Source organism: Planctomycetaceae bacterium (assembly GCA_041398785.1).
In the GTDB taxonomy this organism is placed as follows: Bacteria; Planctomycetota; Planctomycetia; order Planctomycetales; family Planctomycetaceae; genus JAWKUA01.
The window spans coordinates 317,569-343,710 of the sequence record JAWKUA010000001.1; the positions used below are offsets into that span (position 1 = coordinate 317,569).

Annotated in this window: 20 protein-coding genes and 1 tRNA gene; 9 read left to right on the top strand and 12 right to left on the bottom strand. The window is 59.4% G+C overall.

The annotated features are described in order from the left end of the window. The first annotated feature begins 31 nt into the window (after positions 1-31). Positions 32-739: an RsmE family RNA methyltransferase gene (locus R3C19_01295; protein MEZ6058976.1), complete on the top strand. Its 708-nt coding sequence runs from the start codon at positions 32-34 to the stop codon at positions 737-739. Here R3C19_01295 and R3C19_01300 read toward each other — a convergent pair. Continuing rightward, positions 716-3,448, bottom strand: a complete 2,733-nt coding sequence (locus tag R3C19_01300) for a glucosidase (GenBank protein MEZ6058977.1) — start codon at positions 3,446-3,448, stop codon at positions 716-718. The genes R3C19_01295 and R3C19_01300 overlap by 24 nt on opposite strands. A gap of 90 nt (positions 3,449-3,538) precedes the next feature. Next, positions 3,539-4,108, bottom strand: coding sequence for a cob(I)yrinic acid a,c-diamide adenosyltransferase (locus R3C19_01305; protein MEZ6058978.1), 570 nt, complete (start codon positions 4,106-4,108; stop codon positions 3,539-3,541). A gap of 48 nt (positions 4,109-4,156) precedes the next feature. Between R3C19_01305 and R3C19_01310 the strand changes: the two genes are divergently transcribed. Both R3C19_01310 and R3C19_01315 read left to right on the top strand, forming a co-directional pair. Beyond that, positions 4,157-5,122, top strand: a complete 966-nt coding sequence (locus tag R3C19_01310; GenBank protein MEZ6058979.1) for a Tm-1-like ATP-binding domain-containing protein — start codon at positions 4,157-4,159, stop codon at positions 5,120-5,122. Continuing rightward, positions 5,004-5,375 (top strand): Tm-1-like ATP-binding domain-containing protein, encoded by a 372-nt coding sequence (locus tag R3C19_01315; GenBank protein ID MEZ6058980.1) that lies wholly within the window; start codon positions 5,004-5,006, stop codon positions 5,373-5,375. Before R3C19_01310 ends, R3C19_01315 begins: the two co-directional genes overlap by 119 nt. A gap of 95 nt (positions 5,376-5,470) precedes the next feature. Here R3C19_01315 and R3C19_01320 read toward each other — a convergent pair whose 3' ends face one another. From R3C19_01320 to R3C19_01330, 3 genes are all read right to left on the bottom strand, one after another. Then, positions 5,471-6,007: a hypothetical protein gene (locus tag R3C19_01320; protein ID MEZ6058981.1), complete on the bottom strand. Its 537-nt coding sequence runs from the start codon at positions 6,005-6,007 to the stop codon at positions 5,471-5,473. Positions 6,008-6,466: 459 nt separating this feature from the next. After that, positions 6,467-7,924: a DUF1501 domain-containing protein gene (locus tag R3C19_01325; protein ID MEZ6058982.1), complete on the bottom strand. Its 1,458-nt coding sequence runs from the start codon at positions 7,922-7,924 to the stop codon at positions 6,467-6,469. A gap of 325 nt (positions 7,925-8,249) precedes the next feature. Beyond that, positions 8,250-10,661, bottom strand: coding sequence for a PSD1 and planctomycete cytochrome C domain-containing protein (locus R3C19_01330; protein MEZ6058983.1), 2,412 nt, complete (start codon positions 10,659-10,661; stop codon positions 8,250-8,252). 684 nt (positions 10,662-11,345) lie between these two features. On the opposite strand from R3C19_01330, the gene R3C19_01335 reads away from it, so the two are divergent. From R3C19_01335 to R3C19_01345, 3 genes are read left to right on the top strand one after another with little or no spacing between them, the layout of a single operon-like run. Then, positions 11,346-11,573: an integrase core domain-containing protein gene (locus R3C19_01335; protein ID MEZ6058984.1), complete on the top strand. Its 228-nt coding sequence runs from the start codon at positions 11,346-11,348 to the stop codon at positions 11,571-11,573. A 35-nt stretch (positions 11,574-11,608) separates the two neighbouring features. Beyond that, positions 11,609-11,887 (top strand): recombinase family protein, encoded by a 279-nt coding sequence (locus R3C19_01340; protein MEZ6058985.1) that lies wholly within the window; start codon positions 11,609-11,611, stop codon positions 11,885-11,887. Between the two features lie 6 nt (positions 11,888-11,893). After that, on the top strand, positions 11,894-13,015 hold the full coding sequence (locus tag R3C19_01345) for a recombinase family protein (protein MEZ6058986.1): 1,122 nt from the start codon (positions 11,894-11,896) through the stop codon (positions 13,013-13,015). Here the strand turns inward: R3C19_01345 and R3C19_01350 are convergent. The 7 genes from R3C19_01350 to R3C19_01380 form a co-directional block, all read right to left on the bottom strand. Next, positions 12,997-13,070 (bottom strand) — tRNA-Pro (locus R3C19_01350). The genes R3C19_01345 and R3C19_01350 overlap by 19 nt on opposite strands. 371 nt (positions 13,071-13,441) lie before the next feature. After that, the gene (locus R3C19_01355) at positions 13,442-14,422 is read right to left on the bottom strand and encodes an alpha/beta hydrolase-fold protein (GenBank protein MEZ6058987.1); all 981 of its coding nucleotides are present in this window, start codon (positions 14,420-14,422) and stop codon (positions 13,442-13,444) included. Then, entirely contained in the window at positions 14,419-15,693 is a 1,275-nt protein-coding gene (gene glpQ, locus R3C19_01360) for a glycerophosphodiester phosphodiesterase (GenBank protein MEZ6058988.1), read from the bottom strand. The genes R3C19_01355 and glpQ overlap by 4 nt, the downstream gene beginning before the upstream one ends. Further along, entirely contained in the window at positions 15,690-16,256 is a 567-nt protein-coding gene (locus R3C19_01365) for a hypothetical protein (protein ID MEZ6058989.1), read from the bottom strand. Before R3C19_01365 ends, glpQ begins: the two co-directional genes overlap by 4 nt. A gap of 420 nt (positions 16,257-16,676) precedes the next feature. Next, a complete protein-coding gene (locus R3C19_01370; GenBank protein MEZ6058990.1) occupies positions 16,677-18,827 on the bottom strand; it encodes a prolyl oligopeptidase family serine peptidase in 2,151 nt (716 codons plus the stop codon). A gap of 89 nt (positions 18,828-18,916) precedes the next feature. Continuing rightward, a complete protein-coding gene (locus R3C19_01375) occupies positions 18,917-19,300 on the bottom strand; it encodes a cupin domain-containing protein (GenBank protein MEZ6058991.1) in 384 nt (127 codons plus the stop codon). A gap of 118 nt (positions 19,301-19,418) precedes the next feature. Continuing rightward, positions 19,419-20,099, bottom strand: coding sequence for a flavin prenyltransferase UbiX (locus R3C19_01380; protein ID MEZ6058992.1), 681 nt, complete (start codon positions 20,097-20,099; stop codon positions 19,419-19,421). Between the two features lie 248 nt (positions 20,100-20,347). Here R3C19_01380 and R3C19_01385 point away from each other — a divergent pair, with 248 nt between their 5' ends. The 3 genes from R3C19_01385 to R3C19_01395 all read left to right on the top strand — a co-directional run bounded on the left by R3C19_01385 (position 20,348) and on the right by R3C19_01395 (position 25,936). Beyond that, positions 20,348-22,336, top strand: coding sequence for an ATP-binding protein (locus R3C19_01385; protein MEZ6058993.1), 1,989 nt, complete (start codon positions 20,348-20,350; stop codon positions 22,334-22,336). A gap of 74 nt (positions 22,337-22,410) precedes the next feature. Then, on the top strand, positions 22,411-25,248 hold the full coding sequence (locus R3C19_01390; GenBank protein ID MEZ6058994.1) for a sodium/solute symporter: 2,838 nt from the start codon (positions 22,411-22,413) through the stop codon (positions 25,246-25,248). A 349-nt stretch (positions 25,249-25,597) separates the two neighbouring features. Further along, the gene (locus R3C19_01395; GenBank protein ID MEZ6058995.1) at positions 25,598-25,936 is read left to right on the top strand and encodes a TfoX/Sxy family protein; all 339 of its coding nucleotides are present in this window, start codon (positions 25,598-25,600) and stop codon (positions 25,934-25,936) included. Positions 25,937-26,142 lie beyond the last annotated feature (206 nt).

A 26,142-nucleotide genomic window follows, 5' to 3' on the forward strand; every position in this document is an offset into this window, starting at 1 on the left:
TCGCCGTCAGTTCCGCGGATTCCACCACCTGATGCACCGTTTTTTCTGCGAAGAACTGGACGGCGAAGTCGTTTCGCTCGATCGCAGTGAGTCGCACCACGCGATCAACGTACTCCGGCTGAACGTCGGCGATCCCGTCGTCCTGTTCGATGGCTGCGGTACGACCGCCGAAGGGACGATTGCACGACGGACTCGCAGCGCGTGCGACGTGCAGATGTCTTCGCGAACCCGACACGACCGGCCGCATGGACTGCGGCTGACGGTCGCCAGCGCGGTACCCAAGGGAGATCGCCTGAGGTTTCTGGCCGAGAAACTTACCGAAATCGGCGTCGATCGTTTCGTGCCGCTGAACACATCGCGGTCCGTCGTTGATCCGCGACAGGCAAAACTTCAAAAACTTGCGGCAGCGGTCGTCGCCGCGACACGGCAATGCGAACGCCCTTGGCTGATGTCAATCGATGGACCGTCGACACTGACTTCCGTGCTGAACGACGCCCGAAGTACCGATGCTCGCGTCTTCATCGCCCACCCCGCTGCGCCGGGCACCGGCCGCGAAGCGGTTATTGAAGACGCACCGGACAGCGCTGTGCTGTTGATCGGGCCGGAAGGAGGATTCACCGACGACGAAGTTTCACTGGCAAAAGACTCCGGCGCCGTGCTGCTGGACTGGCCTGGCAGCATTCTGCGAATTGAAACCGCCGCGATTGTGTTCGCATCACGGCTGCTTGACCGCCGTTGATGTCGCGGAGTCCGCGTTTTCCGCGGCCGCCAGCTTTTCCAGCAGTTGCGCGGCCAGTGCGGTCCAGCCCGTCTGATGGCTGGCTCCCAGCCCCTTCCCGGTTTCGCCGTGAAAGTACTCGTGGAACAGAATCAGGTCTTTCCAGTGCGGATCATCCTGGTAGCGTTTTTCGTCTCCGTGACACGGTCGCCGTCCGTCGGCGTCCTGCGCGAACAACGCGACCTGACGCTGCATCAGTTCGCGAGCGACTTCGGCAAGATTCATCATCCGGCCGGATCCCGTGGGACACTCGACACGCAGCGAATCGCCATAAAACTGGTGGTAGCGTTCCAAAGATTCGATCACCAGATAGTTCATCGGAAACCAGACCGGTCCCCGCCAGTTGCTGTTGCCGCCGAACATCCACGAATCCGACTCACCCGGCACATACGACACTCGGTGTTCTTCTCCTCCGACATTGAAGACGAACGGCTTCTGAGCATGAATCTTCGACAGCGACCGAATTCCATACGGTGACAGAAACTCGCCTTCGTCCAGCAGGTACTTCAGAATGCGTTCCAGACGTTCGCGGGAAGGAATTGCCAGCAATCGCCGACCGCCGGGAGATTCGCTTTCGTCGCAGTCGCGTTCCATATAGGTGATCGACTTCAACTGGTCGCGGCGATTTGTCAGAAACCAGTTCATGCGTTTGCTGAAGGCTTCCAGCCGCTGAAGCACTGAATCATCCAGAATGGTGACGGTAAACAGCGGAATGATGCCCACCAGCGAACGCACACGCAGCGGGACCGTGTGCCCGTTGTCATAAAGGTGGTCGTAATAGAACCCGTCCTGTTCGTCCCACAATCCCTGGCCGCCCATCGTGTTCATGGCGTCCGCGATTTCGATGTAGTGTTCAAAGAACTTCGAGGCCATATCCGCATAGGCCGGGTTCTCCGAAGCCAGTTCCAGGGCAATTGTCAGCATCGATGAGCAGAAGAACCCCATCCACGCCGTGCCGTCCGCCTGATGCAGATGGCCGCCTGTCGGAAGCGGTTTGGATCGGTCAAAGACACCGATGTTGTCCAATCCCAGAAATCCTCCGGAAAACACGTGCTTCCCCAGCACGTCCTTCTGATTGACCCACCACGTGAAATTCAACAGCAGCTTCTGAAATGTCCTTGCCAGAAACTGCCGGTCCCGCCTGCCGGGTTCGCCGGTCGATTTGTAGACATGCCAGCAGGCCCACGCATGAACGGGAGGATTCACGTCACTGAAGTGCCATTCATAGGCGGGAATCTGTCCATTCGGATGCATATACCATTCACGAAGAAACAGAATCAGTTGTTCCTTCGCGAAATGAGGGTCCATATTGCTGAACGGAATCATGTGGAACGCGGAATCCCAGGCGGCGTACCACGGATATTCCCACTTGTCCGGCATCGCGATGATGTCGCGGTTAAACAGGTGAGGCCAGTCACCGTTTCTCTGCCGTTTCCGTTCCGGGGACACCGGCGGCATGTTTGGGTCGCCCTTCAGCCACTCGTACACGCCGTAGTGGTAAAACTGTTTGGACCACATCAATCCCGCGTAGGCCTGCCGCATCGTCTGGCGAGCGCCGTTGTCCAGGCCTTCCGGAGTCTTGCTTTCATAGAACGCGTCCGCTTCGGCAATCCGCTGCTTCATTTCGAAGTCGAACGGCTTGCCAAAGGTTTGCGCCGGAGGTTCGTCCTCCGCCCACAGCCGCAGGCAGATAACGACCTGCTGACCGGCGTTCAATTGCAGGGAATAGTGAGCGGCAGCCTTGGTGCCCGTTTGTTTGGGATTGACGGCCTGTTTCTGCCCCTGAACGACATATCGATGAAACGCATCTTTGGAATACCTGCCGGTCAGCGAACGGTCCGCCAGGAACTGCGGGACGGATTCGTTCTCCGTGAACAGCATCACCGGCTTGTCACCGCCTTCCGGGGGCGCCGCGGCAAACAGAAATTTTCCCAGAGTCGCGTGTTCGGCAAGCAGTGTATCGTCGCTGTTCAGCCGGATTCCGGGCTTCGGCCAGCAGCCTTCATGCTGGCAGCCCCAGGTCCACGTGTTACGAAACCATAGCGTCGGCAGTACATGCAGGGGGGCCGCTTTCGACCCGCGATTGGAAATCGTCAGCCGGATCAGAATGTTGTTCGGCGACTCCTTGGCATACTCCACCTGAACATCAAAATAGCTGTGATTATCGAAGATTCCGGTATCGGACAGTTCATATTCCGATTGGTGATGTCCGCGCTTGCCGCTTTCCGCGACCAGTCCGGTATAGGGAAACTCCTGCTGCGGGTATTTGTACAAAGCCTTCATGTAGGAGTGTGTCGGCGTGGAATCCAGATAGTAGTAGCATTCCTTTACATCCTCACCGTGGTTGCCTTCGTGACCGTTGACGCCAAACAGGCGTTCCTTCAGGATCGGATCTTGTCCGTTCCACAGAGCGAGTGCGAAGCACAGACGGCACTGGCGGTCGGCAATTCCCAGCAGGCCGTCTTCGCCCCAGCGATAGGCCCGTGCCCGCGAATGGTCGTGCGGAAACGCTTCCCACGGCCGGCTGTCGTGCGAATAGTCTTCGCGGACCGTGCCCCACTGCCGTTCGGACAGGTACGGTCCCCAGCGCTTCCAGTTGGCGTCGGGCTCCCGACGCGCTTCGCGTTCCAGCCGAAGTCGCTCGGCGTTGGTCTGTTTCTCAGAGGCCATAGATACCTGCCTGAACACGTTTCCGAAGAATGACCGACGCGACACGGAAGGCCGCAGAAAAAACGGGCGGCGGCGCCGACGAAATCGTCATTAGTCCGAACCGGGCTGCCACAGGACATCCAGACTGCCGCAATCATTGGCGATTCGTGCCAGCACAAACAGCACATCCGACAGCCGATTCAGGAACACGGCGATCCGCGGATTAACTGTCTTGTCCGACGGCAACTGCAGCACATCGCGTTCCGCGCGGCGACAGACAGCCCGAGCGACGTGCAGGGCCGCCGCCGACGGGGTACCGCCCGGTAACACGAAACTGGTCAGCGGCGACAGTTGATCGTTCGCCCGATCAAGCTCAGCGTCCAGCCACGCAATATGATGTTCGCCGATGCGGGGAACGCGGTCTTCCCGTGTCGAATCCGTCGGCAGCGGGCAACTGAGGTCCGCACCAAGATCAAACAGCCGCTGTTGGATCCTTTCCAGCAGACGGCGCTGTTCATCGTCCTGTGTGACGCACATCGCGGCCCCGATCAGACTGTTCAGCTCGTCTACGGTACCGCCCGCTGCGATTCGGGGATCCCGTTTAGACACGCGGGAACCGTCGCCCAGCGATGTTTCGCCTGCGTCTCCCGAGCGGGTAGAGATGCGATCGAGTCGGACCATAAGTATGCTGTTGTTTGACAGAAGTCTTTCAGGAACACGAGTAACAGCATGGCAGTTTATCTGATCGGCACGCTGGATACGAAGGGACGCGAAATCGCGTTCGTCCGGCGGCAACTGCAGACCCGCGGCATCGACGTCGTGGTTGTTGACGTCGGCTGCCTGGGCAATTCCGAAGTCGCGGCGGACGTCACCAGGGAAGCCGTGTTCGCTGCGGCGGGCACAAGCCTGGCTGCGGTTCGAGAAGCCGGCGACCGAGGCACCGCTGTGACTGCCGCGGCACAGGGAATCGTCAAAGTCATTGGCAGCGCGTTCGACGAAGGCCGCCTGCAGGGAATCCTGGCCCTGGGCGGTTCCGCCGGAACGACAATCGGCACAGCCGCAATGCGCATGCTGCCGCTGGGAATCCCCAAGGTGATGGTCAGCACGATGGCGTCCGGCCAGACTCGGCCCTACGTCGGCGGACGTGACATCTTCATGCTGAATTCCGTCGTGGATGTCGCCGGCATCAATCGTATCAGCCGCACCGTGCTGACGCAGGCAGCGGCCGCGATGGCCGGCATGCTGAACACCATCAATACCGACGAACGCGACACGCAGGACCGCCCGCTGATCGCCGCTACGATGTTCGGAGTCACCACGCCCTGCGTCCTGCATGCTCAGTCGATTCTGGAAACAGCCGGCTACGAAGTGCTGGTGTTTCACGCCACGGGCAACGGCGGCGAAGCAATGGAAGGACTCATCCGAGACGGCCTGATCGCCGGAGTCCTCGACATCACGACCACGGAACTTGCCGACGAACTTGTCGGCGGAGTGCTCAGCGCCGGCCCCGATCGCCTGACGGCCGCGGCAAGTTGCCGGAGTGCCGCAGGTGATTTCCGTCGGAGCCCTGGACATGGTGAACTTCGGACCGCAGGCGACAGTTCCCGAACGCTTTCGCAATCGGAAGTTTCACGTCCACAACCCTACAGTCACGCTGATGAGGACCACTCCGGAAGAATGCCGGAAACTCGGTGAGGAAATCGGGAGCAAGGCGGCGGCCTCAACCGGACCGGTGGCGATTCTGTTTCCGTCAAAGGGAATCTCCGCGATCGACGCCGACGGCCAGCCGTTCGAAGACATCGCCGCCCGCGAGGCGCTGAGGGACGGACTCCTGTCGTCTTGCGGCCCGGTTGCAGTCGACGTGCGCCCCGAACACATCAACGACCCGTCCTTCGCCGAAGCCGCCGCTCGAAAGCTGCTGGAACTGATCTCGCTGCACAGACGGTGATCAAGAGGCGGCGTTTCCGGAGCCCTGCTCAACTCTCGTCGAACACGAACGCCAGCGCTCCTCGTGGTGGGACTTTGCGAATGTGCAATAAGCCGTCATCCGCCGTTCACCGGGCTTTGGTTCGTGGCAGAATGTAGCGTCTGGCTAACTTCGCCGGCGTTTCCATGATCGTGGGACTCGACGAGATCGTGTTGCAGTGCCGCAAGTAACGCGGGCTGGAGTCCTTCGACTTGAAAAATGTCAGGTGCCACAAGCGTCACACGTATTGGTCTCAGACGCCGCTGAAAACGTAGCGGCAGAAACGGCTCCAGCGCGTTCCACAGCAAAATCACCGTCACGGACATTTCAAATAACAACCGCGACCCGACTTTGAACCAATTCGGAAGGCTATCCACGGCCAGCGACGCGGCGAACAAAGGCGCAGCTACAAATACGAAAATGGAACTCAGCAGTCCCGACCACACGAAGTCGCGATCATGCCACGGACTCTGAGCCTCGCCTTTCTTCGACTCGCCAACTTTCAGGACGAATGAGACTCCTGAAATGTACGCCAGTGCAACCATGAATTCCGTGTCCACCGGTACGAGGAAGAACCATGCAGTCATGAAGATTGGCCACTTGAAGTCATTCATGAGCACGGGGCCGCAAAGTAGAGCGAACCAGACATAACTCACAGACCACGCAAGATCGGCGACCAGCGTAATGCGAGGCGACTTGGCACGAACGCGCATCGGCACGTAGGGTGTCCTGACATCAGTTTCTCCCGTAACCCAACAGCGGTGGCGGAAGTCGGGATTCGGGCCACAGTACAACAAGTGTCCGACAACGGCATATGGACGCAATTCCGAGAGGCGCGGGATCTGCGGCTCTTCTTCAGCCGTCGGTGGTTGATACGGATTGGCTGCGTTCGATGTGATGGTGACAACTCCGGGATACAACCACGACTCAACATCGTTTCGCGGAAACTGAGCCGGAGAAGCCGATTGACGTGACGCGGAACCGGATTCACGCGACCTGCGACGACGATTGCGAACTGACGTCGCGCAGCTCGCCAAGCGCGTGTCGATGCAGAGTTCGCGTGACTGTTTCGGTCAGCTCATGATCTTCCAGATCGGCTGAGCACCTTCGACACCGACCAGTTTGTTGTCCAGGCCGCCGAAGAAATAGGACAGCTTGTTCGGATCCAGTCCCATCAGGTGCAGTGCCGTGGCGTGCAGGTGTTTTACGTGAAAGACATCGTCGACGGCGCGGCTTCCCAGTTCGTCCGTGGTACCAACGCTGGTGCCGCCTTTGATACCACCGCCGGCCATCCACATTGTGAACCCGTAGCTGTTGTGGTCGCGGCCGCTGCCTTTGGCGTATTCCGCCGTCGGCTGACGACCAAACTCGCCGCCCCAGACAATCAGTGTGTCCTGTAGCATGTCTCGCTGTTTCAGGTCGTTGATCAGTCCGGTGATTGGCAGATCCGTTTCGCCGGCGTGCAGGTTGTGGTTGCTTTCCATATCTGTGTGAGCGTCCCAGTTGTCATCGTTGTGGGCTCCACCGGAATAGATCTGAATGAACCGCACGCCGCGTTCGACCAGCCTTCGAGCCAGCAGGCATTGCCGTCCGAATTTCTCCGTTTGAGGATTGTCGAGGCCATACATTTTCTGCGTCGACTGGCTTTCCTGGCTGATGTCCACCGCTTCCGGAGCTTTCGCCTGCATGCGGTACGCCAGTTCGTATGACGCGATTCGCGCCGCCAGGTTGCTGTTGTCAGCTCGCACAGCAGCGTGAGCTTCGTTGTAATCTCGCAGTGTGTCCAGCAGAGTTCTCTGAGCGGCGTCGCTGAGGCCTTCGGGCGGCGACAGATCCAGTATCGGATCACCCTGAGACCTCATCACGGTCGCCTGGTACGTCGCTGGCATATAGCCGCTGCTCCAGTTCTTCGCACCGCTGATCGGGCCGCCGCGAGGATCCAGCATGACCACGAAACCAGGCAGGTTTTCGTTTTCGCTGCCCAGTCCATAGTTGGCCCACGAACCCAGACACGGATGACCGCTGAGAATCCGGCCGCTGTTCATCATCAGCATCGCCGACCCGTGAATCGGCGAATCGGCCGTCATGGAATGGATGAAGGCGATATCGTCGACACATGTCGCCAGATTCGGAAACAGGTCGCTGACCCACTTGCCGCATTCGCCGTACTGTTTGAACTTCCAGCGCGGCTCCACGATGCGTCCCTGATTGCGATGGCCGCCCCGGCCGAAGGTCTTGACTTCGACAACCCTGCCATCCATCCCGTACATGCTCGGTTTGTAGTCGAACGTGTCGACATGGCTGGGGCCTCCGTACATGTACAGAAAGATCACATTCTTCGCTTTTGGTGCGAAGTGCGGTTCCTTCGGGGCCAGTGGATTGGTCCATCCGGTCACACCGTCGGCCGCGAAGGTCTGCTGATTGAAGAACCCGTCCCGATCGAGAAGCGTAGTAAGACCAAGTCCCGTGAACCCGGCTCCGGCCTGCCACAGAAATTCGCGCCTTGTTCGGCCGCAGAAGTTGCGTTGCATCGTGAGTTTCCCTTACGTGTCGTTCTGTCGTTCCGTTGTTTCGCCTGTGGTCGAAGATCAGGCCATTGTTCCGATGGTCAACTCCAGACGGCCTGGTCTTCGACCACGGGTTAAAAGGATCATGCTTGCGAGAGACTGACCGATGGCAACGTAGCCGTCATCGCTCCGCGTGACGCCGCAGTCCGCGTCGTCTCACGAAAGCCAGACCACTTTCATCGGAACCATCAGGCAGTCGTGTCATTTCCTCCACTGCGCCCGGGCAGCGATCGTTGTTGTTTGTGGTTTCGTCTTACCCCGCCTATCACGCGGAGCGATGATGCCTACATTAGTCCAGATATAGAAACTCATTCAGATTCAACGCTGCCAGGCAGAAGTAGTGCCGGGCGTCGGATTCGGTCATGTTGTGTTCGGACTTCAATGATTCGATCAGGTCCAGACCGCGCTGGACATCTTTGTCAGTCGGCGGGCGCTGGGTGACTCGTTCCAGAGCCAGCTTCACCTGAGCTTCGATGGAATCGCCGGCACGGTCCTGCAGGAACTGAGAAAACTGCGCTGCCTGTTTGTTGATGAATTCGCTGTTGAGCATTCCCAGCGCCTGAGTCGGCTGCGTTGTGACGAAGCGCACCGGGCAGGTCTGGTCGGTGTCGGCCATGTCAAACGCTTCCAGCAGGGGATCCAGCAGTGATCGCTTGACGTGGATGTAGACGCTGCGGCGGTTTTCGTCTTCCGGAGACGACTTGCCCCAGCCATACCCCGGACGCGACTGGCCCGCTTTGACGGCGTCCGGAATATCTGTGTAGATGCTGGGTCCGTACATCCTGTCAGCAGTCAACGATCCGGTAACAGCCAGAATGGAATCACGGATTTCCTCGGCACTCAGCCGGCGCATGTCGTAGCGCCAGAACAGATCATTAGCGGGATCCGCGGCGTACGCGTCGGCGCGCGGACGTGAAGACTGCTGATAGGTGGCCGACGTCATGATCAGTCGATGCATCTGCTTCATTGACCAGTCTTCCTGAATGAACTTCGCCGCCAGCCAGTCGAGCAATTCCGGGTGCGTCGGCGGAGTTCCCTGAAATCCGAAATCGCTGCTGCTGCGAACGATGCCGCGGCCGAAGTGGTACTGCCACAGGCGATTGACCATTACTCGCGCGGTCAGCGGGTTCGACGGACTAACCAGCCATTCGGCAAGAACCCGACGGCGTCCGGACGTGGTTGCATTTTCGGGAAGCTCCGTGGGCACTACGGCTTCCGGCGGCGAAAGAATGGCCGGAAACGCGGGCACGACTTCATCCGCCGGAGCGTGCGGACTTCCGCGAGTCAGAATGTGCGTTGTCGGCAGGTCGCGAATGTCTTCCTTGACGACCAGTGCCTGAGCCAGGCCGGTCGGCTTGTCCCGTTCCAGCTTTCTCAGCCGATTCGTCTGATGACGGTAGCGGTTGACCTGTTCTTCATTGAGCAGCGAGCCCTGCCGCTTTTCGACGATCGGCACCCGGTTCATCGCGTACTGGAATTCGTCTTTTTCAACGCCGTTCAGGTCGTCGCGGATGATGTCTTCGATTTCTTTCAGGTGCCGCCTGGCGTCGTTCACTTCGTTCTCGTAGCGTTCGATCGCCTGTGCATGCAGGTCCCTGTTTTCCGGCCGGTCGATTTCAGTGACGGAAGCGTCCAAGACTGTGTCATGCCCCCGAACTCCGAAACGCCGGACGTTCCGGAAGAACGCCACCATCCCGTAGTAGTCGGCCTGAGTGATCGGGTCGATCTTGTGGTCGTGGCATCGGCCGCAGTTGACGGTCAGTCCCAGAAACGTCTGGCCGGTCGTTGTAACGATATCGTCGATGTCGTCGTAGAACGCCAATTCGGGATCGACCGGTTCGTCGTCCCAGCGCCCGAGTCGGTAGTAACCGGTCGCGACCATGGAATCGGCCGTCACGTCATCGAGTTCGTCGCCGGCGATCTGTTCCGTCACGAAGCGGTCGTACGGTTTGTCGCCGTTGAACGACTGAATCACATAGTCGCGATATCGCCAGACGAACGGCTTCGCGTCGTCGCGTTCATAACTGTTCGTTTCGGCGTAGCGAACCAGATCCAGCCAGTGCCGTCCCCACTGTTCGCCGTAGTGCGGCGAATCCAGCAGTTCGTCGATGATTGTGGAATACGCCTCGGGAGACGGATCAGCGGCAAAGCGTTCCACAAGTTCCGTCGACGGCGGCAGGCCCAGCAGGTCGTAGTGAGTTCGTCGGATCAGTGCCCGCGGATCGGCGGGCGGCGACGGCTGCAATCCCTTCGATTCCAGCCGGTGGAGAATGAATGCATCGATGTCGTTCTTCGGCCATTCTGCCTGAGCAACGGCGGGAACCTGCGGTTGGTGTACGGGCTGAAACGACCAGAACTGCTTGTTCTGCTCGTTGACCGGTGGCGGGCCCTTTTCCGCTTCGACTTCGATTTCGTGCAGGTCGGCAGGCCACGCCAGACCGCCTTCCACCCACCTGGTGATGACCGCGATCTGCTTTGGGGACATCTGCCCCGTCGGCGGCATTTCCCAGCCATCGTAGTTCACCGCCGAAATCAGATAACTGCCGGCATGGTCTTCCAGATCAACGGCCGGCCCGGATTCTCCGCCCTGCAGGATGTCGGCTCGCGACGTCAGCCGCAAACCTGCCTTCGGCTCACTGCCCGAATGACATTTCAGGCAGTTCGCCTTCAGCACCGGCAGCACGTCGTTTGTGAAGAACATGGTCTGCTCGTCAGAAAACCTCACCTCATCGGCGCGATTCACGGCGGGAAACAGACCCATGGCGATCACGGCGATACACGCAGTGCGACGGGCAGGAAGGTAACGCAGCATCATAACCAGGTGGCTCGTGGCAGAGATTGGACCAAGGCGGCAAAGAGCGTTTCTGAACATTGCGGGAGACGTGATTGTTGAACGGTGGGAAGTCAGGAAGTGAGTGTTCACGATCGTACTGTGGCGCTCAGCGTCGTGCAGCGAAGTTTCCCCCCATTGTATGCGATCGGCTGGAAGGAATCGCGGGCGCAGCCGGATTTCCGGTGTTCCAGTGCATCCACGCTGGACGGGAATAGAAGCGAATTCCGAACCAGCGGGCCAGTTCCGGATCGCACGTTAGCCTTTTCGTCGTCTGTCCGGCTGGGGCAGCGATCTGCTGACGTAAGTTGTACGGAACAGCCGCAGCACCAGACCTGGCGGCCCCCACAACGTGGCTTGTTCCGACAGCATCCTGAGTCGTGACCGAGACCTGCGTGACAAGTGAATCAGCGGCTGACGGTGGCCAGCCGGTCATAACCTGCAACGCGAAGCGACATTCGCGAACGGCAGCCGCCGGTGAATCTGCTGCATCACACGGACCGCGGCGGCCAATATGCAGGCAGCCAATACCGCGGCATCCTGCGTCGTGCCGGAATGCGTCAAAGCATGAGCCGTCCGGACAACTGCTATGACAACGCGATCATGGAAAGCTGCTTTGGAACGATCAAGACGGAACTGGAAATGACCGAATACAGGAGTATGCGGCTGGCCCGAAACGAGATCCGGGGATACCTCTGCTACTACGACCTGGAACGCCGACACTCCAGCCTCAAATACCTCACCCCGGCTCAGTTCGAATCACTCACCAACCACCCGAAATAAGAGAACAGGTTGTCCCTGAAGCCTGCACCACCTCATTGCGCCACTATGCTGAGCGGAACAACGGTGAGATCGTCCGACTCTTTCGAATCGCTGAGACGGCCTCAAAATATGACGAACGCACCACCTTCAAGGAACTAATGGCCTTCGCCAAGAAGAACGCCCACAAACTCGATGGGTTGCTCTTCTACAAGGTGGATCGAGCCGCCCGAAATCTCTTCGACTATGCTGAGCTTGAGCGTCTGGAGTCCGAGTTCGGCGTCCAGTTCATCTCCGTGGCCCAGCCAACCGAGAACACGCCTGCCGGTCGGATGTAGCGGCGGATGCTGGCGAGCATGGCCAGCTTCCACACCGAACAGCAGTCCATCGACGTGAAGGAAGGCATCGAACGACGGGTCGAGAGTGGTCTGTTTCCCAGCCGACCGCCCTATGGCTACCAGAACGTCCGTATCGATGGCCGCAGCATCATCGAGGTTCACCCCGAGAATGCCCGGACCATCCGGCGCATCTTCGAGTTGTATGGGTATCACAGTCACACACTCGACACGCTTCCCGACGCTCTGGTGGCCGAGGCGATCGAATACCTCCCGTCCACTCCGAAGATCAGTCGCAGCAAGCTCTACACGATGCTGACCGACCGTGCGTACATCGGAGAAATCAAGTTCCGGGGGCAGTGGCTTCCCGGCACACACACGCCGATCATCGACCGGCGACTCTGGGATCGGGTCCAGACCCTCCTCGGTCAGAAAGTCTACAAGTCGCACCAGATGACCTACGCCAGCGATCTGATTGAGTGTGCCCACTGCGGCTCGCCGATCACCGGCGAGCGGAAGTTCAAGATGACGAAGAGCGGGGAGCGGGAATACGTCTACTACCGATGCACCCAGTACCACAAAGGAGATCATCCCCGCATCCGCCTGACCGAGAACGAACTCGACGCCCAGATGCTCGCCATCTTTGACACCCTCCGTGTTGAGGACGACGAATTCCGTGATCTGTTCCGTGAGCAGCTTCGGCAGGCGACGAATTGGGATCAGGACAGCGCTATCTCTAAAGTAGCGCAGCTACAGGAAGAGCTTGCCTCGGTGCGGCACCGGCAGAAGCAACTGCTCAACCTGCGGATGCTGGAAGAGATCGACGCCGACACGTTTGCCTCGACGAACCGAGACTTGCGTGACCGAACCGCCGAGTTGCTGTTGGAAATCGAGGCTTCCGACCGTGGCCGGAACGAAATCATCGACATTGCGGTGAAAGCGTTTGAACTTTCGCAAAGCCTTTGGGAAAAATGGTTTGAGGCCGACTACGCCGCAAAACGTCGAATCCTCGAAATCATCTGTTTGAACTGCTCTCTCGATGGCGCAAGTCTAGTTGCCACAATGAGAAAGCCCTTCGACCTGTTGGCCAAAGGGCTTCTTCAGAAAGATAGTCGGGACGACAAGATTTGAACTTGCGACCTCTTGACCCCCAGTCAAGCGCGCTACCAGGCTGCGCTACGTCCCGTGTTTTTCCTTTGGCTCACGCAACTGCATGAACGCATGCGTGAGTTGAGCTGCGAACTGCGTTCCGCACGGTTGGTTCGTGTGCGGAAGCTGTTTCCGCAGGGATTTCCCTGCGGCAGGATGTTCGTGCGTTCGGCGGTGCATTGCAAGGTTGTCGAATGGGTTTTTGCCGGATTCGTGCGCTGTGACGAATTCGTTTCGGCGAAAACTCACTACGCCGCATATGATCGTGCGGAGACGCGGGTTCTTCAAATCTGGTGCCCGTCGATGAGACCTTTCCTGCATGGCACTGGTTCAGATTCTTCGATCGGGCCGACCGTGTCGAGAGATGCCGAGCATCAAAGCAGCAGGCCACGTCAGCCGTCGAAGCGGTTACTGTTCCGGTGATGAGGGATCCGCGGGCGGATCGGGGTTCGCACCTGGGTCAGCGGGTCCGGATGATGATCGGACGTCTGCGTGATCGCGCCACAGCCAGCGCAGGGAATCGGGCAGGATTGCTCCTCCGTGCCGTCCGTTGTGGCGCCCTTCACCGGGTTCGAACCGATAGTCGTAGTCCTTGAATGCCAGGGCGGAGTCCATCTGCAGGTTGGCCAGCCACCAGTTGCCGTGTTCGTTGTTCAGGTCGTTCTTGCCGTCCTGCAGAAACACGCGGATCGGCTTGCGGTCGGTCTTGCGGATTATGGCTTCGTAGTTGTGACCGCCGCGAATGTTGGTAAAGCTGCCGATGTGACTGAGCACCTTGTGGAACCATTCCGGATGATTCCAGGCTGCGGTAAATGCACAGATGCCGCCTGACGACATCCCGCAGATAGCTCGATCCTTCGGATCGTCGGACAGATTCAGATTGTGTTCCTTCACGACATGCGGCAGAAGTTCTTCGATCAGAAATCTTGCGTATTGATCGCTGAGCGTGTCGTATTCGAGGCTGCGGTTGTTGGCTCGCCAGCGATTCTCCGGCTGATTGTCGTCCCTGTGTCCGGGGTTGATGAACAGTCCGACAATCACCGGAAGTTCGCCCCTGTGAATCAGGTTGTCGAAGACCACGGGCACTCGCATCTGGCCATTTTCGTCGACGTAGGCATGGCCGTCCTGAAAGACCATCAGACAGGCGGGTTTGCTGCCATCGTATTGTGCGGGAACGTAGACGAAGTATTCGCGAATCGTGCCTTCGAAGACGCTGCTTTTCCATGTGTGAGTCGTGACGCTGCCCTGCGGAACGCTTTCGTGCCGCTGAGAGTCCGGTCCGAGTTCGTAGATCGCATCGGCGTCATCGTCGGCCGATGAGCCGGACACGAACACAGACAGCAGCACTGTTGCGGAAATCAGGGCGATGACGTGGGGAATGTGTGTCATTGTTCTTCCTCGGTTTTGGAATTCTGCCTTCCATTCAGCAGATGAAACGGGCCTTTCTGAAGCGCTCCGTCTTCAACGGATCTGCGCCAGTTCAGGACGATATCGGGCTGATCGGTAAAGATCCCGTCGACTCCGGCATCCTTTCCCAGCCAGTTCAGCAGTTGCCCGGCGGACTCTGCGAACATAGGCAGCGCGTCGGTCCGCAGCGTCCAGACATGAACCTGCAGCGCGTGTTCGTGAGCAACGCGGACAGCATCGGTCACGTCCGGAACCGAACCTTCGGGAGTTTCCCTTGAACCGGCGATAACGGCTTCGAGATGCAGACCGAGTCCGTCAGCGACTTCGGCGATGCGAGCGATCTGTTCGGTCGACGGTTGTTTGGAAAGCAGTTGAATCAGCGGCAGCCGGCAGTCAAGTTCCGTGCGCAGGCGGCGCACTTCGGATTCGTCGAAGCACTGCAGAAAGATTCGGTCATCGGCGTCACGATAGCCGGCTTCGTTCAGCACATGCAGAATGGCGCGGGACGCGTCCAGGCCGGCCGCGCGGTGTTCGGCGGGGGACTTCACTTCAACGTACACACCGGTGTTTGTGCCGCGAGACTTATTCAGCCCCTGAATCAGTCGCAGATGTTCTTCCAGCGTCGCAATGCGGAACAGGTCGGTGTCGAGAGGAAACCTGGTTCCGGCGTCCTTCCAGGCTCGCGACTCAGAACTGCGTTCGTGAACGGCAAGCCGGCGAAGTTCGGCGAGCGTAAAGTCCATGACATACCAGTGACCGTCGTCACGCGATCGGTTCGGGAACACGGCAGCAACGCTGGTGACGTCGTCCAGAATGATGTCGTGCAGCACGACGGGAATGCCGTCACGGGACAGTACGGCGTCCTGTTCGATGAAGTCAGCTCCCAGTGCGTGAGCGAACGCGGCGGCTTCGGTGGTATGTTCCGGCAGGTATCCGGATGCGCCGCGGTGGGCGATCACGATCGGCGTGCGTTCGATCTTCTGATGCGCCACCGGCTGCGCTGCGGTCGGGTCCGGCGATGGATCAGTCACAGGCTGAGCGTGGGCGGCGCTGCATCGAACAGCGGCGACAACAATCGCGGGTACGACGATTCGCCGGAGCAATCGGGGAAGTGTCGCCGGTGGCCGGCGTCCGAATTTCGGATTCGTACCGGAATGGGTTCCGTCGGAGAAGGTTCGGGCGCCGATCAGTTTACGATCGCCGGAACTTCCGACGCCGGGAGTCTCGCAGGTTTCGATGACGGATTTCTTCATTCAGACAGCTCCAGTCGCAGCCAGGTCGAAGGATCATAGGCGACGGGAAAATCATCGCCGAGCGACAGCGGCTGCGTTCCCAGCTCCGTGTCGTGGATAACGCAATAGAACCCGAGACTGCGGAGTTCGGAGATCTCCCGAAAACCGTTGAGCTGACTGCCGGGAATCCAGATTTCCAGCCGGTAGCCGTGGTCAGCAATGACGGTTCGGGTCAGGAACAAGTCGGTGTTCGGCGCGACTCGCTGGTCTCGCTGCTGAGCGATCTCCCGCACGATGACGCTGGGTTGGTCGTCGTTAAGTTCATCCACCGGCAGACATGTGAACTGGTGACAGAACTGCGTCGCGCGATGGACCTGCCCGGATGGTCGCGTGTCGATCCACAGGCTGACACTGTCGGAATTCCTCAGGTCCGCCGCAGTTCCGTTGACGGGATGTTGCTTGCCGCTGACCTCCACTGCGACCCCAATTCCGGATTCATCCCAGCCGGCTGCTACCGATGCAAAGACCGATTGCTCGTTCATCGCAGCGGGAAGAAACAGTTCCGCGTGAGGAGGCAGGTTCAACAGCGGAACTTTTTGCGCGGGACGCTTTTTCGCCGGACGAGGCGGCGGACACCGCGGAATCGTCAGGCGAAAATCAAACAACAGTGATGGCGGAACGATGTGAGTCATATGACACCGCGAACGCGGACAAATGAGGCATTCAGGCTCGCGGCAGTACGAATCCGAAACGCATCAGTGCCGCCGTGGCCACTATCAATCGTGTGACGGTTATGGACGAAAATTGTGACGGAACGTGGGTCCAAGCACGTCGGTATGCGGTCCTCGCCGACCGAAATGCCGGCAACCCGCGGCGAACCGAAACGGCCGCGGAATCGTGTGGCAGTATCAATCGAAAGCGGGCAACTGACAGCAGGCATCGCACGCATTGCGGATCCGGTCGGGGAATGTCATTCGAAAGCCGGTCGGCGTCAATTATCCGCGTCACTTATCGGCGGCCAGTTCATGAAGCAGAAACGAATAGACGTCAACGGTCTGAGCAATGCGTTCGTCCAGCGGTGTGTCGGCACCGTGTCCGGCGTCGGCACTGGTTCGAAGCAGGATCGGCTCGCTGCCGGATGTCGCCGCCTGAAGTTTCGCAGTCATCTTTCGCGACTGCATCGGATCGACTCGCGGATCATTCTCGCCGGTCACGAACAGAACCGCGGGGTACTTCGTGTTGAATTCCACGTTGTGCAGCGGTGAGTACGCACGCAGAGCCGCGTACTGTTCCGGATCCTGCACGGACCCAAACTCCGGGATGTTGAAGCTTCCGTTCGGCGACAACTCAACTCGCAGCATGTCGTAGATCCCGACGAGCGCGACAACGGCTTTCATGAGCTGCGGATGCTGAGTCAGCGTGGCTCCCATCAGCAGCCCGCCGTTACTGCCACCCATCGTCGCCAATCTGTCAGACGTCGTGTAGCCGCTGTCGATCATGTAGCGACAGGCCGCCGCAAAGTCATCGAACACGTTTTGCTTCCGGGTCAGCATTCCCTGCTGGTGCCATTCTTCGCCGAATTCTCCGCCGCCGCGAATGTTGGCGACGGTGTAGATGATTCCGGCATCAAACAACACGCGGCGCACGGCGCTGAATCGCGGTGTCAGGCTGATTGCGTAACCGCCGTAACCGTACACGATACACGGACGCGGCCCGTCCGCTGTTTCCGATGCGGGGATCATGATGTTGAGCGGAATCCGCGTCCCGTCCTTCGAAGTCGCAAACTCACGCTTCACCTCTACGTCATCAAACGACACGGGCGACGTCGACGACAGCGCCGTCGCGGTTGTTGCACCGGTCTGCGCATCGAAGCGAAACACGGATTCGGGCATCACAAACGATTCGCTGCTGAACAGAATGCTGTCGCCGGACAAGGGACACAATCCGCCGACGCTCGATACCGGCATCTGCTTCGGACCGGGCTGCGGTGCTCCGTCGTGGCTGAAGACTCGCACTTCAGACGGCCCGCCCAACTGATACAGCACGAACAGCTTCGTCGGTGTCGCCAGAATGCCGGGAGGCGCGTGGTAGAACGTGTTGACGATTGTGTCGTCCGATTGTGCGACGACGGCTACAGCGGATTCCACGTCAAGTGTCGACGTCGGCACCTTCACGATGCGGCCGCGCGGAGCGTCACGGCGAGTCAGCACGAACAGATAGTCTTCGCTGCCAAACGTCGCCTGGATCGTTTCGTCTTCGAATGCGCTGAACTGCCGCCAGTTTTCGCCGGGGGATTTCAGATAGTGTGCGAACCGGCCTCCGTCGCCATCCTGGACCGTCAGCAGCAGTTGACCGGATGCGTCATGCATCTCGAATTCGATTTCCGCGATGCGGGGAAAGTCGGCACCCAGTTCGTAGCGGTCGTCGGCCGTCGGTGTTCCCAGTTTGTGAAACCACGCCTGCTGGTAGAAGTTCATATCTTCGGCGGGACGTTCACCGGATCGCGGGTGCCGCGTGTAAAAGAATCCGCTGCTGTCCGGCATCCATGCCAGGTCGCCGCCAGCCGTGCCCGTGTTGACGCGAGGCACGACTTCAAACACGGCTTCTCCGGATTCCGTGTCGAACACATGCACATCGCCGGCCTCACTGCCTCCCACGGACAGCGACACGGCCAGCAGCTTTCCGTCCGGAGACGGCTCGAACCAGTCGATCGACGTCGTGCCTTCCGAATCCATCGTGTTCGGATCGACCAGCACTTTTCCGCGATCAGGATCATTTGGCGAATCAAACATCACAATGAACGGCTGCTGCTTCGGCGGCTGCCGTTTTAGCGCGAAAAACCGGCCGCCGCGCAGCACGGGAGTCCCGTAGCTGACCGTGGTCGCCGTCATGATTTCGGCGATGCGTTCACGAAGCTGTTCGCGTCCCGGCAGGCTGTCAAGAAACCTGCGAGCGTAGTCGTTTTGTTCCGCGTTCCAGTGTTTCACAGCCGGATCTTGTGCGTCTTCCAGCCAGCGATATTCGTCGACCACGCTTTCACCATGATAGACATCCGTAACGGGTTCGCGCCGGGTATCCGGCGGCTGTTCGGCCCTGACGCCAGGCACGTTCACCGCCAACAGAAGTAACGCGATCGCAGTGCAGAAACGAAACATGGATGTGATCCGTCGAATGAACATGGCGAGATTCCGGCTGTCATTTTGTGAATCGTCAGCGCAAGCCGCAAGAATACCGGAACGGTCACTTATCCGACGACCACGGTCCGGCCGCCTTCTTCTGACGAAATCCCGAACACGAGGTACTCCGCGTCGGTCTGCAGCAGGTTTGTCATTTCATGCACTTCCCGCGGTTCGACGATGACCGTATCGCCCGGCTGCATCATGGCCTCGTCGTCGCCGCAGCGCATCATGACCTGGCCTGTCAGCAGCACAAAAATTTCCTGCATGTCCTCGTGGTAGTGCGGACGAAACGATGATTCTGCCGGCAGGCGCGACCAGTTCAGCATCTGCACGCGGCCGCGCTGCAGTTGCCGGTTGGTGGCGATCACGCGTTTCAGGACGCCGGGCCTGCCGGGGTCTTCGTGAGACGCGGGGACGAACGATCCGGAATCAGCCTGAATGAATTGCACGATACGGTCCTGAGTACGGAATTCGGAATGCCGGGCGGCCTGTGCTGTATGGCGACCCGAGAGCTGAGTGGCGGCCCGAGAACGGTATGGCGACACGTGAACTGTGCGGCGACACGCGTTATTCGGCGTCGGCTCCCCAGCGCTTCACAAGGTCATGTTTCACGTGCAGATGATCGCAGATTCGTGCGACGATGAAATCGACCACGTCCGCCAGGCTGCGAGGTTCGTGGTAGAAGCCCGGCATCGCGGGCAGGATTGTGGCACCAGCCTGAGTCAGCGTCGTCATATTCCGCAGAGCCACCAGTCCCAGCGGCGTTTCGCGCGGGACAAGCACCAGCGGCCGGCGTTCCTTCAGATGCACGTCGGCGGCTCGCTGAATCAGATTCGTCGACGCTCCGCAGGCGATGGACGACAGCGTGCCCATGGAACACGGACACACAATCATGCCCTTCGTCAGAAACGAACCGCTGGCGATTCCCGCGGAAAAGTCGTTCGGTGAGTTCACGCGAATCGCGCTGCCGGAGATGTCGGACAATCCCGAAAGCGTCGAGAACCCCCAGTCGGCGGCAAGTCCGCTGTGCAGGCTCGTTTCCAGAAAGCTTCGCCAGATATCGAACGAATCACGATCGCCCGGCGCTGGAAGTCCGAGTTCTCGCGAAATCACCAGCCGGGCCGCGTCGCTGAAGAGCAGTTCCACCCGATGTCCGGCCGACAACAGCACCTGAGCCAGCCTGAGCGCGTAGGCGGACCCGCTGGCTCCGGTTACCGCGAGCACAATTCCGGCATCATCAGCAGACATCGCGATGGGCAACGCGGCGACCTCGTTTTCGAATTCCTGAAGGACGGGTACGATACGCGATGTTGTAGAATCAGACCGGCCGGATTCAAAGCCGCTGCGTTCCCTTTGTCGGAACTGACGTCGTCGCACGCAGGTTCGAAGCGATTCCGGTCGCTGACGGATCCCGCTGCCGGCTGGCATCCGCGGCTGGCGGGTTCGCAGTTGAATCGCGTCAATGACGGGACGCGCGGCCGACGGGCACATTCAGCGTGATCAATTATCGCAACTTCAAGAAGCTGCTCGGCGAAACCAGCCTGGAACGCAAGTGCCGGTTTCTGTTTGGCGTTGCGCTGCTGTTGCTGCTGTCTGGCAGCTTTTGGCTGGATGCTGCCCGCACTCGACAGCTCGTTGAAAATCAGCAGGTCGCGACCGCTCGCACGCTGATTCCGCAATTGCTGTGGCAGAGACATTATCAGCGGAAACTTCAGCAGCAATTCAGCAAAGAAGAACGTTCGACGGAAACCGGCACCGCCGCGTCCGTCGCCGTCGAAGAAGGCCATTCCGCCGAAGAAACACACGCTTCGACCGACACCGGCGAATCCGAATCCGATGCCGCGGTCGACCCGGCCAGCGTCGCTGTGAACGAAATCAGCGACTTCGAACAAAAGCTGGGAGAAGCCAGCGCCGCGGAAGCCGACGTCGATACGAACCTGATTCTGCAGTGGAACCTGGTTCTGACGACGGATGAAATTCCCAGCGACGACCAGGGCTTTGACGCGATGGAACAGTTTCGCAGCAACGCCGCTGACGATCTGTTTCATTTCGAAAAGAACGAAGACGGAGTTCGCGTGCTGAAATACTACCAGGCCATTCGCGCGTCCGGTTTGTGTCTGGAATGTCACAACGGCACGTCCGCGACGGATTACCGAACATTGGACATCGCCCGCGACGATTCGGCCGCGACCGAGCGAACGGTTCCGCTGACCGATGAACCTCGCGCGAAGTCGGATGACAGGGAACCCGGCACTTATGTGGCGATGGCCAGTGTGACGCTGTCGATGGCCAATGTGGAATTTCAGCTCGGCCGCAACCGTGCGATTCTGCTGGCGTCGGCGATCATCACGACGTTTCTGGCGATGCTGGCGTCCTATGCGATTGTGCGCTACATCATCGTCAAGCCGGTCCTGCACCTGAAGGACGTCAGCGACGAGATTGCTCTGGGAAATCTGAATCTTCGCGCAGAAATCAACACCGGTGACGAATTTGAAGAGCTCAGTCACGCCTTCAACCGCATGCTGCGGCACATGACAACCGTCAATGACGAATTGCGAGGACTGAACGACAACCTTGACGCGAAAGTCGATCAGCTGGCTCAGGCCAACATGGAACTGTTCAACAGCAACAAGCTGAAAGACGATTTTCTGGCGACGATGAGCCATGAACTGCGAACGCCGCTGAACAGCATTCTGGGCTTCAGCGATATCCTTGCCGGAGCCGCCAATCTGAACGAAAAACAACAGCGGTACGTCACCAACATTCGCACGTCCGGCCGCAACCTGATGGTTCAGATCAATGACCTGCTGGATCTGGCCAAGATTGAAAGCGGCCAGATGAAGCTGCAGATTGGCACTGTCAACGCCGGCGACCTGATCGATGTGCAGGTGCAGCAGCTGATGCCGCTCGCCGAACAAAAGAATATCGAACTAAAAGTCACGCACCCGTCTCCGCCACTGCCCGACTTGAAACAGGACGGCGGCAAGATGCGGCAGATTCTGACCAACCTGCTTTCCAACGCCATCAAGTTCACGCCCGAAGGAGGACGCGTGCGAGTCAGTTCGCGACTGCTGGACGACGACCACTTCGAAATCTGCGTCGAAGATACGGGCATCGGAATTCCGCTTCACGAACAGGAAAGCATCTTCGAAAAATTCCGCCAGGGATCGACGGTCCCCGGCCAGCGCGATCACATGAAGCGCGAATACGGCGGCACGGGTCTGGGACTTTCGATCGTCCGTGAACTGTCGCGGCTGATGGGCGGCGACGTGCATCTGGAAAGCGAATACGGCAAGGGCAGCCTGTTTACGCTGCGGCTGCCGATTCATTCTCCGCCGGACGGGCCGGAGGTTCGCATGTCGCTGGAAAGTCCCACCGGAAAACCACCCAGCCGAATTACATCCGTCGATCTGTTGAACCAGCCGCTGCCGGCTTCGACCGCCGACAACGGAAATGCCGGATCAAATCGCAGCGGCGATTCCTGACGCCGTTGTCTCGTCCGCATGGCTTACTCCCGGAGACCCCGGTGAAATTCGTCAACCATTGTCTGAATCAAGCGATGATTCCGCGCATCCTGTGCGCTCTGCTTTCGGTGCTTGCCACCGCGACGGACGGTCGGTCGCAGGGCAGGCCAGGCGACGGCAGCATGCTGGAATGGAAGGCGCTTCCGCAACTGCCCGCGGAACAAGGAGTCGCCGGGCCGTTTGCGGGAGTTCACGACAACGCACTGATTGTCGCGGGTGGAGCCAACTTCCCTGACGGAGTTCCCTGGCATCCGACAGCCGACGGCGGCGTTTCGCTGAAACGCTACTACGACACGATTCACGTGCTCGTCAAGAGCGACGGCAGCGCTGCCGACGCCGAACAGTTGTACGAATGGTCAACCTCGAACCAGACGCTGCCGTCTCCGGCGGCTTACGGTGTTTCGCTATCGACGGACCGCGGAATTCTTTGCGTCGGCGGTGAAAGGCTGATTCGCGAAACGGACGAAGAGACCGGCGAAGTGGTCTCAACCACCGAACGTCTGTCCGACGTGTTTCTGCTGATCTGGAATGGCAAAGAGAATCGTCTGCAGGTTTCAGAATCGATGTCCGCGAACGATGGGACACCGGTGAACCTTCCCGATCTACCGGTCGCTACCACAGCCGCATGTGGTGCGGTTGTCGGCGGCCACGCCTACGTTGTCGGCGGAGACACCGGCGAAGGCGGCACGACCAACTGCTGGCGGCTGAATCTGAGTCCGGACCCATCGGACGACTGGCTATGGGAACGGGTTCCTTCGTGGACCGGTCCGGCGCGGTCGCACGCCATTGCCGTCGGACAGGGCGGCAAACTGTTTCTGTTCAGCGGACGGAACAAACTCGGCGACCAGCCATTTCAGATCTTCACCGACGCCTGGTGCTTCGACCCGGCGGCGTATGAACGGGAACTCGAACGCGCCGTGTCCGCCGGAGCTTCGCGGGAATCAATTCCTGACTATGCCAGCGGCTGGACTCGAATTGCCGATATCGCTCCTGCAGGTGAAGAGCCGCGGTGCGTGATGGCGGGCACCGGCGCGGCCGTCGGCTTCGACTGTATCGCCGTATTCGGTGGTGCTCGCGGAGACGTGCTGCTCGAACACGAAAACGTGCTGCCCGCGAAAATCAGCGACGCCGAAGCCGCCGGAGACAACGATCTGGCACAACAGCTTCGTCAGCAGCGAGATGATCTGTACGACAAGCACGCGGGATTCAGTTCCGACATTCTGCTGTACCACATCACCACCGACAACTGGACAAAGCGCGGCGAAATGCCTGAGTCCGGCCCTGTGACAACAACCGCGGTGAACTGGGGCAACGCCGTCGTGATTCCGTCGGGAGAATCGTCACCCGGCATCCGGACTCGCAGCGTCTGGATGGCCACAGTTTCCAGGTCGCGCCGATCCTTCGGGACGCTGAACTGGCTGGTTCTGGGCGGATATCTGACATTGCTGGTGGCGATGGGCGTCTTTTTCTCGCGGCGCGAATCCGGTGCCGACGATTACTTTCTGGCGGCCGGTCGAATTCCCTGGTGGGCGGCCGGATTGAGCATCTTCGCAACGACACTCAGCGCGATCACGTACCTGGCCATCCCCGCGCGAACCTACACAACGAACTGGAATCGGCTGATTCTGAACCTGGGGATTCCCGTGGTCGCGGTCGTGGTGGTGTTTGTCTATCTGCCGTTTTTTCGGCGCGTGCGAGTTGCCAGTGCCTACGATTTCCTGGAACAGCGTTTCAGCGTCAGCGTGCGAATCTTTGGCAGTCTGGCGTTTGTGCTGTTTCAGCTTGGACGAATGGGAATCGTGCTGCTGTTGCCGGCGCTGGCGTTGTCGGCGGTCACGGGCATCGACGTGTACGTGTGCATCATCGCGATGGGAGCGCTGAGCACTCTTTACACGGTGCTGGGAGGCATCGAAGCCGTCGTCTGGACCGACGTCGTGCAGGCTGTCGTGCTGATCGGCGGAGCGGCGGCGGCTCTGTCCATCATGGCCGGCCATGTCAGCGGCGGTCTGGCGGGCATAGTGACGACCGCCTTTCACGCCGGAAAATTCGACATGATCAGCGACTTTCGTTTTCACGATCTGAGCTGGGCGAAGGACGGAATCCTGGTCATGCTGCTGGGATCGTTCTTCACGTCGCTGCTGCCGTATACCAGCGACCAGTCGATCATTCAGCGATATCTGACGGTCGCCACGGAACACCAGGCACGCCGAGCCATCTGGACGAACGCGGTCGTTTCGATTCCTGCGTCGCTGTTGTTCTTTTTTGTCGGCAGCGCGCTGTGGACCTTCTACACCGCGCAGCCGGATCGCATCGGCCCGCTGCAGCAGGCGGATCAGACATTTCCATGGTTCATTGCTCAGGAAATGCCCGCCGGACTTGCCGGTCTGGTTATCGCGGGAGTCTTCGCGGCGGCCATGTCGAGTCTTGATTCCAGCATGCATTCCGTGGCCACCGTCGGCACGACCGATTTTTACGAACGCTTCGGCCGAAAGAAGAACTCACGCGAATCGCTGGCCACCGCACGCCGGCTGACCGTGCTGATGGGACTCGTCGGCACCGGTTCGGCGGTGTTTCTTGCGATGAAAAACGTGACGTACCTTTGGGACTACTACCTGACCGTCGTCGGAATCTGCCTGGGAGCGCTCGGCGGATTGTTCACGCTGGGAATTTTGTCTCGTCGAGCGGGATCGCTGCACGCCTGGCTGGGAATTCTCGCGGCCGGCACACTGGTGGTGCTTGCTCACATAAGCGGTCAATATCACAGCCTTCTGGACGGAGGCATCGCGGTGACTTCGTGCGTGGTCGTCGGAATCGCATCAAGCTGGCTCCTGCCGATCGGCGTCCAATCCCCCAAATTCAGTACCGGCAATTAAGCATGCGGCAGATGAGAACGTACCCTCCCGTTCAAACGGGAGGGTCGAAGTTTGATCGCCGTGCAGGCGATCAAACCAGGGGAGGGCGTCCGCGCAACGGGGATTCCCCGTGCGTCACCGTCCCCGCGATCGAACGCCTGAACGGCATTCGATCGGCAACCCTGCCGTTGAGCCGGGAGGGTGAAGCAATTGTCGCTCTGCATCGGTAATTTCTCATCTGCCGATTGCCTTAGCATGCCTGACAACACGTGTACGATGTAGCTCCGATTCGTCAGCTTCACACGCAGCAGGCGGAAAATCCGTTGCTGAAAAGCGGCGGGATACCTGAAAATCGGAAGCAGGCAGACACATGACCGAAGCAGACAAAAGCTTGATCGAACGCATCCGGCCCTTCATGCGACGCCGCAGAGGATATTCCGAAAAGAAGATGTTCGGCAGTCTGTGTTTCTTCATCAACGGAAACATGACCGTTGGACCGTGGAAGGGTTCGCTGATCGTGCGACTGGCGAAGGAAGATCACCAGGATAACCAGCGTCTGCCATTCGCGACGCCGATGGATATTACCGGCAAGGTCATGAAGGGCTGGGTCAAAGTCGAACCACCCGGCATCGAATCTGACGACGATTTGAAAATGTGGGTCGACCGCGCCGTCGCATTCGCACGGACGTTGCCGGCAAAATCGCCGTGAGAGACTCACAACACGCCATTCCTGCGCCGCGCCCCTGCATGTCTATGTCAGCACGAAGTCCCGGCCGTCCGCCTCGCTCGACGCGGCGGCAGGGAAAGGCCGAACGAGCGGAGCGATGTGCGGGCGACGGCCGACCGCGCGATCAGCGGTCTCGCGACGCAGCCCGGTCGGGGCGGGAAGTGAAGTTCGTTCTCACGGACGCGATC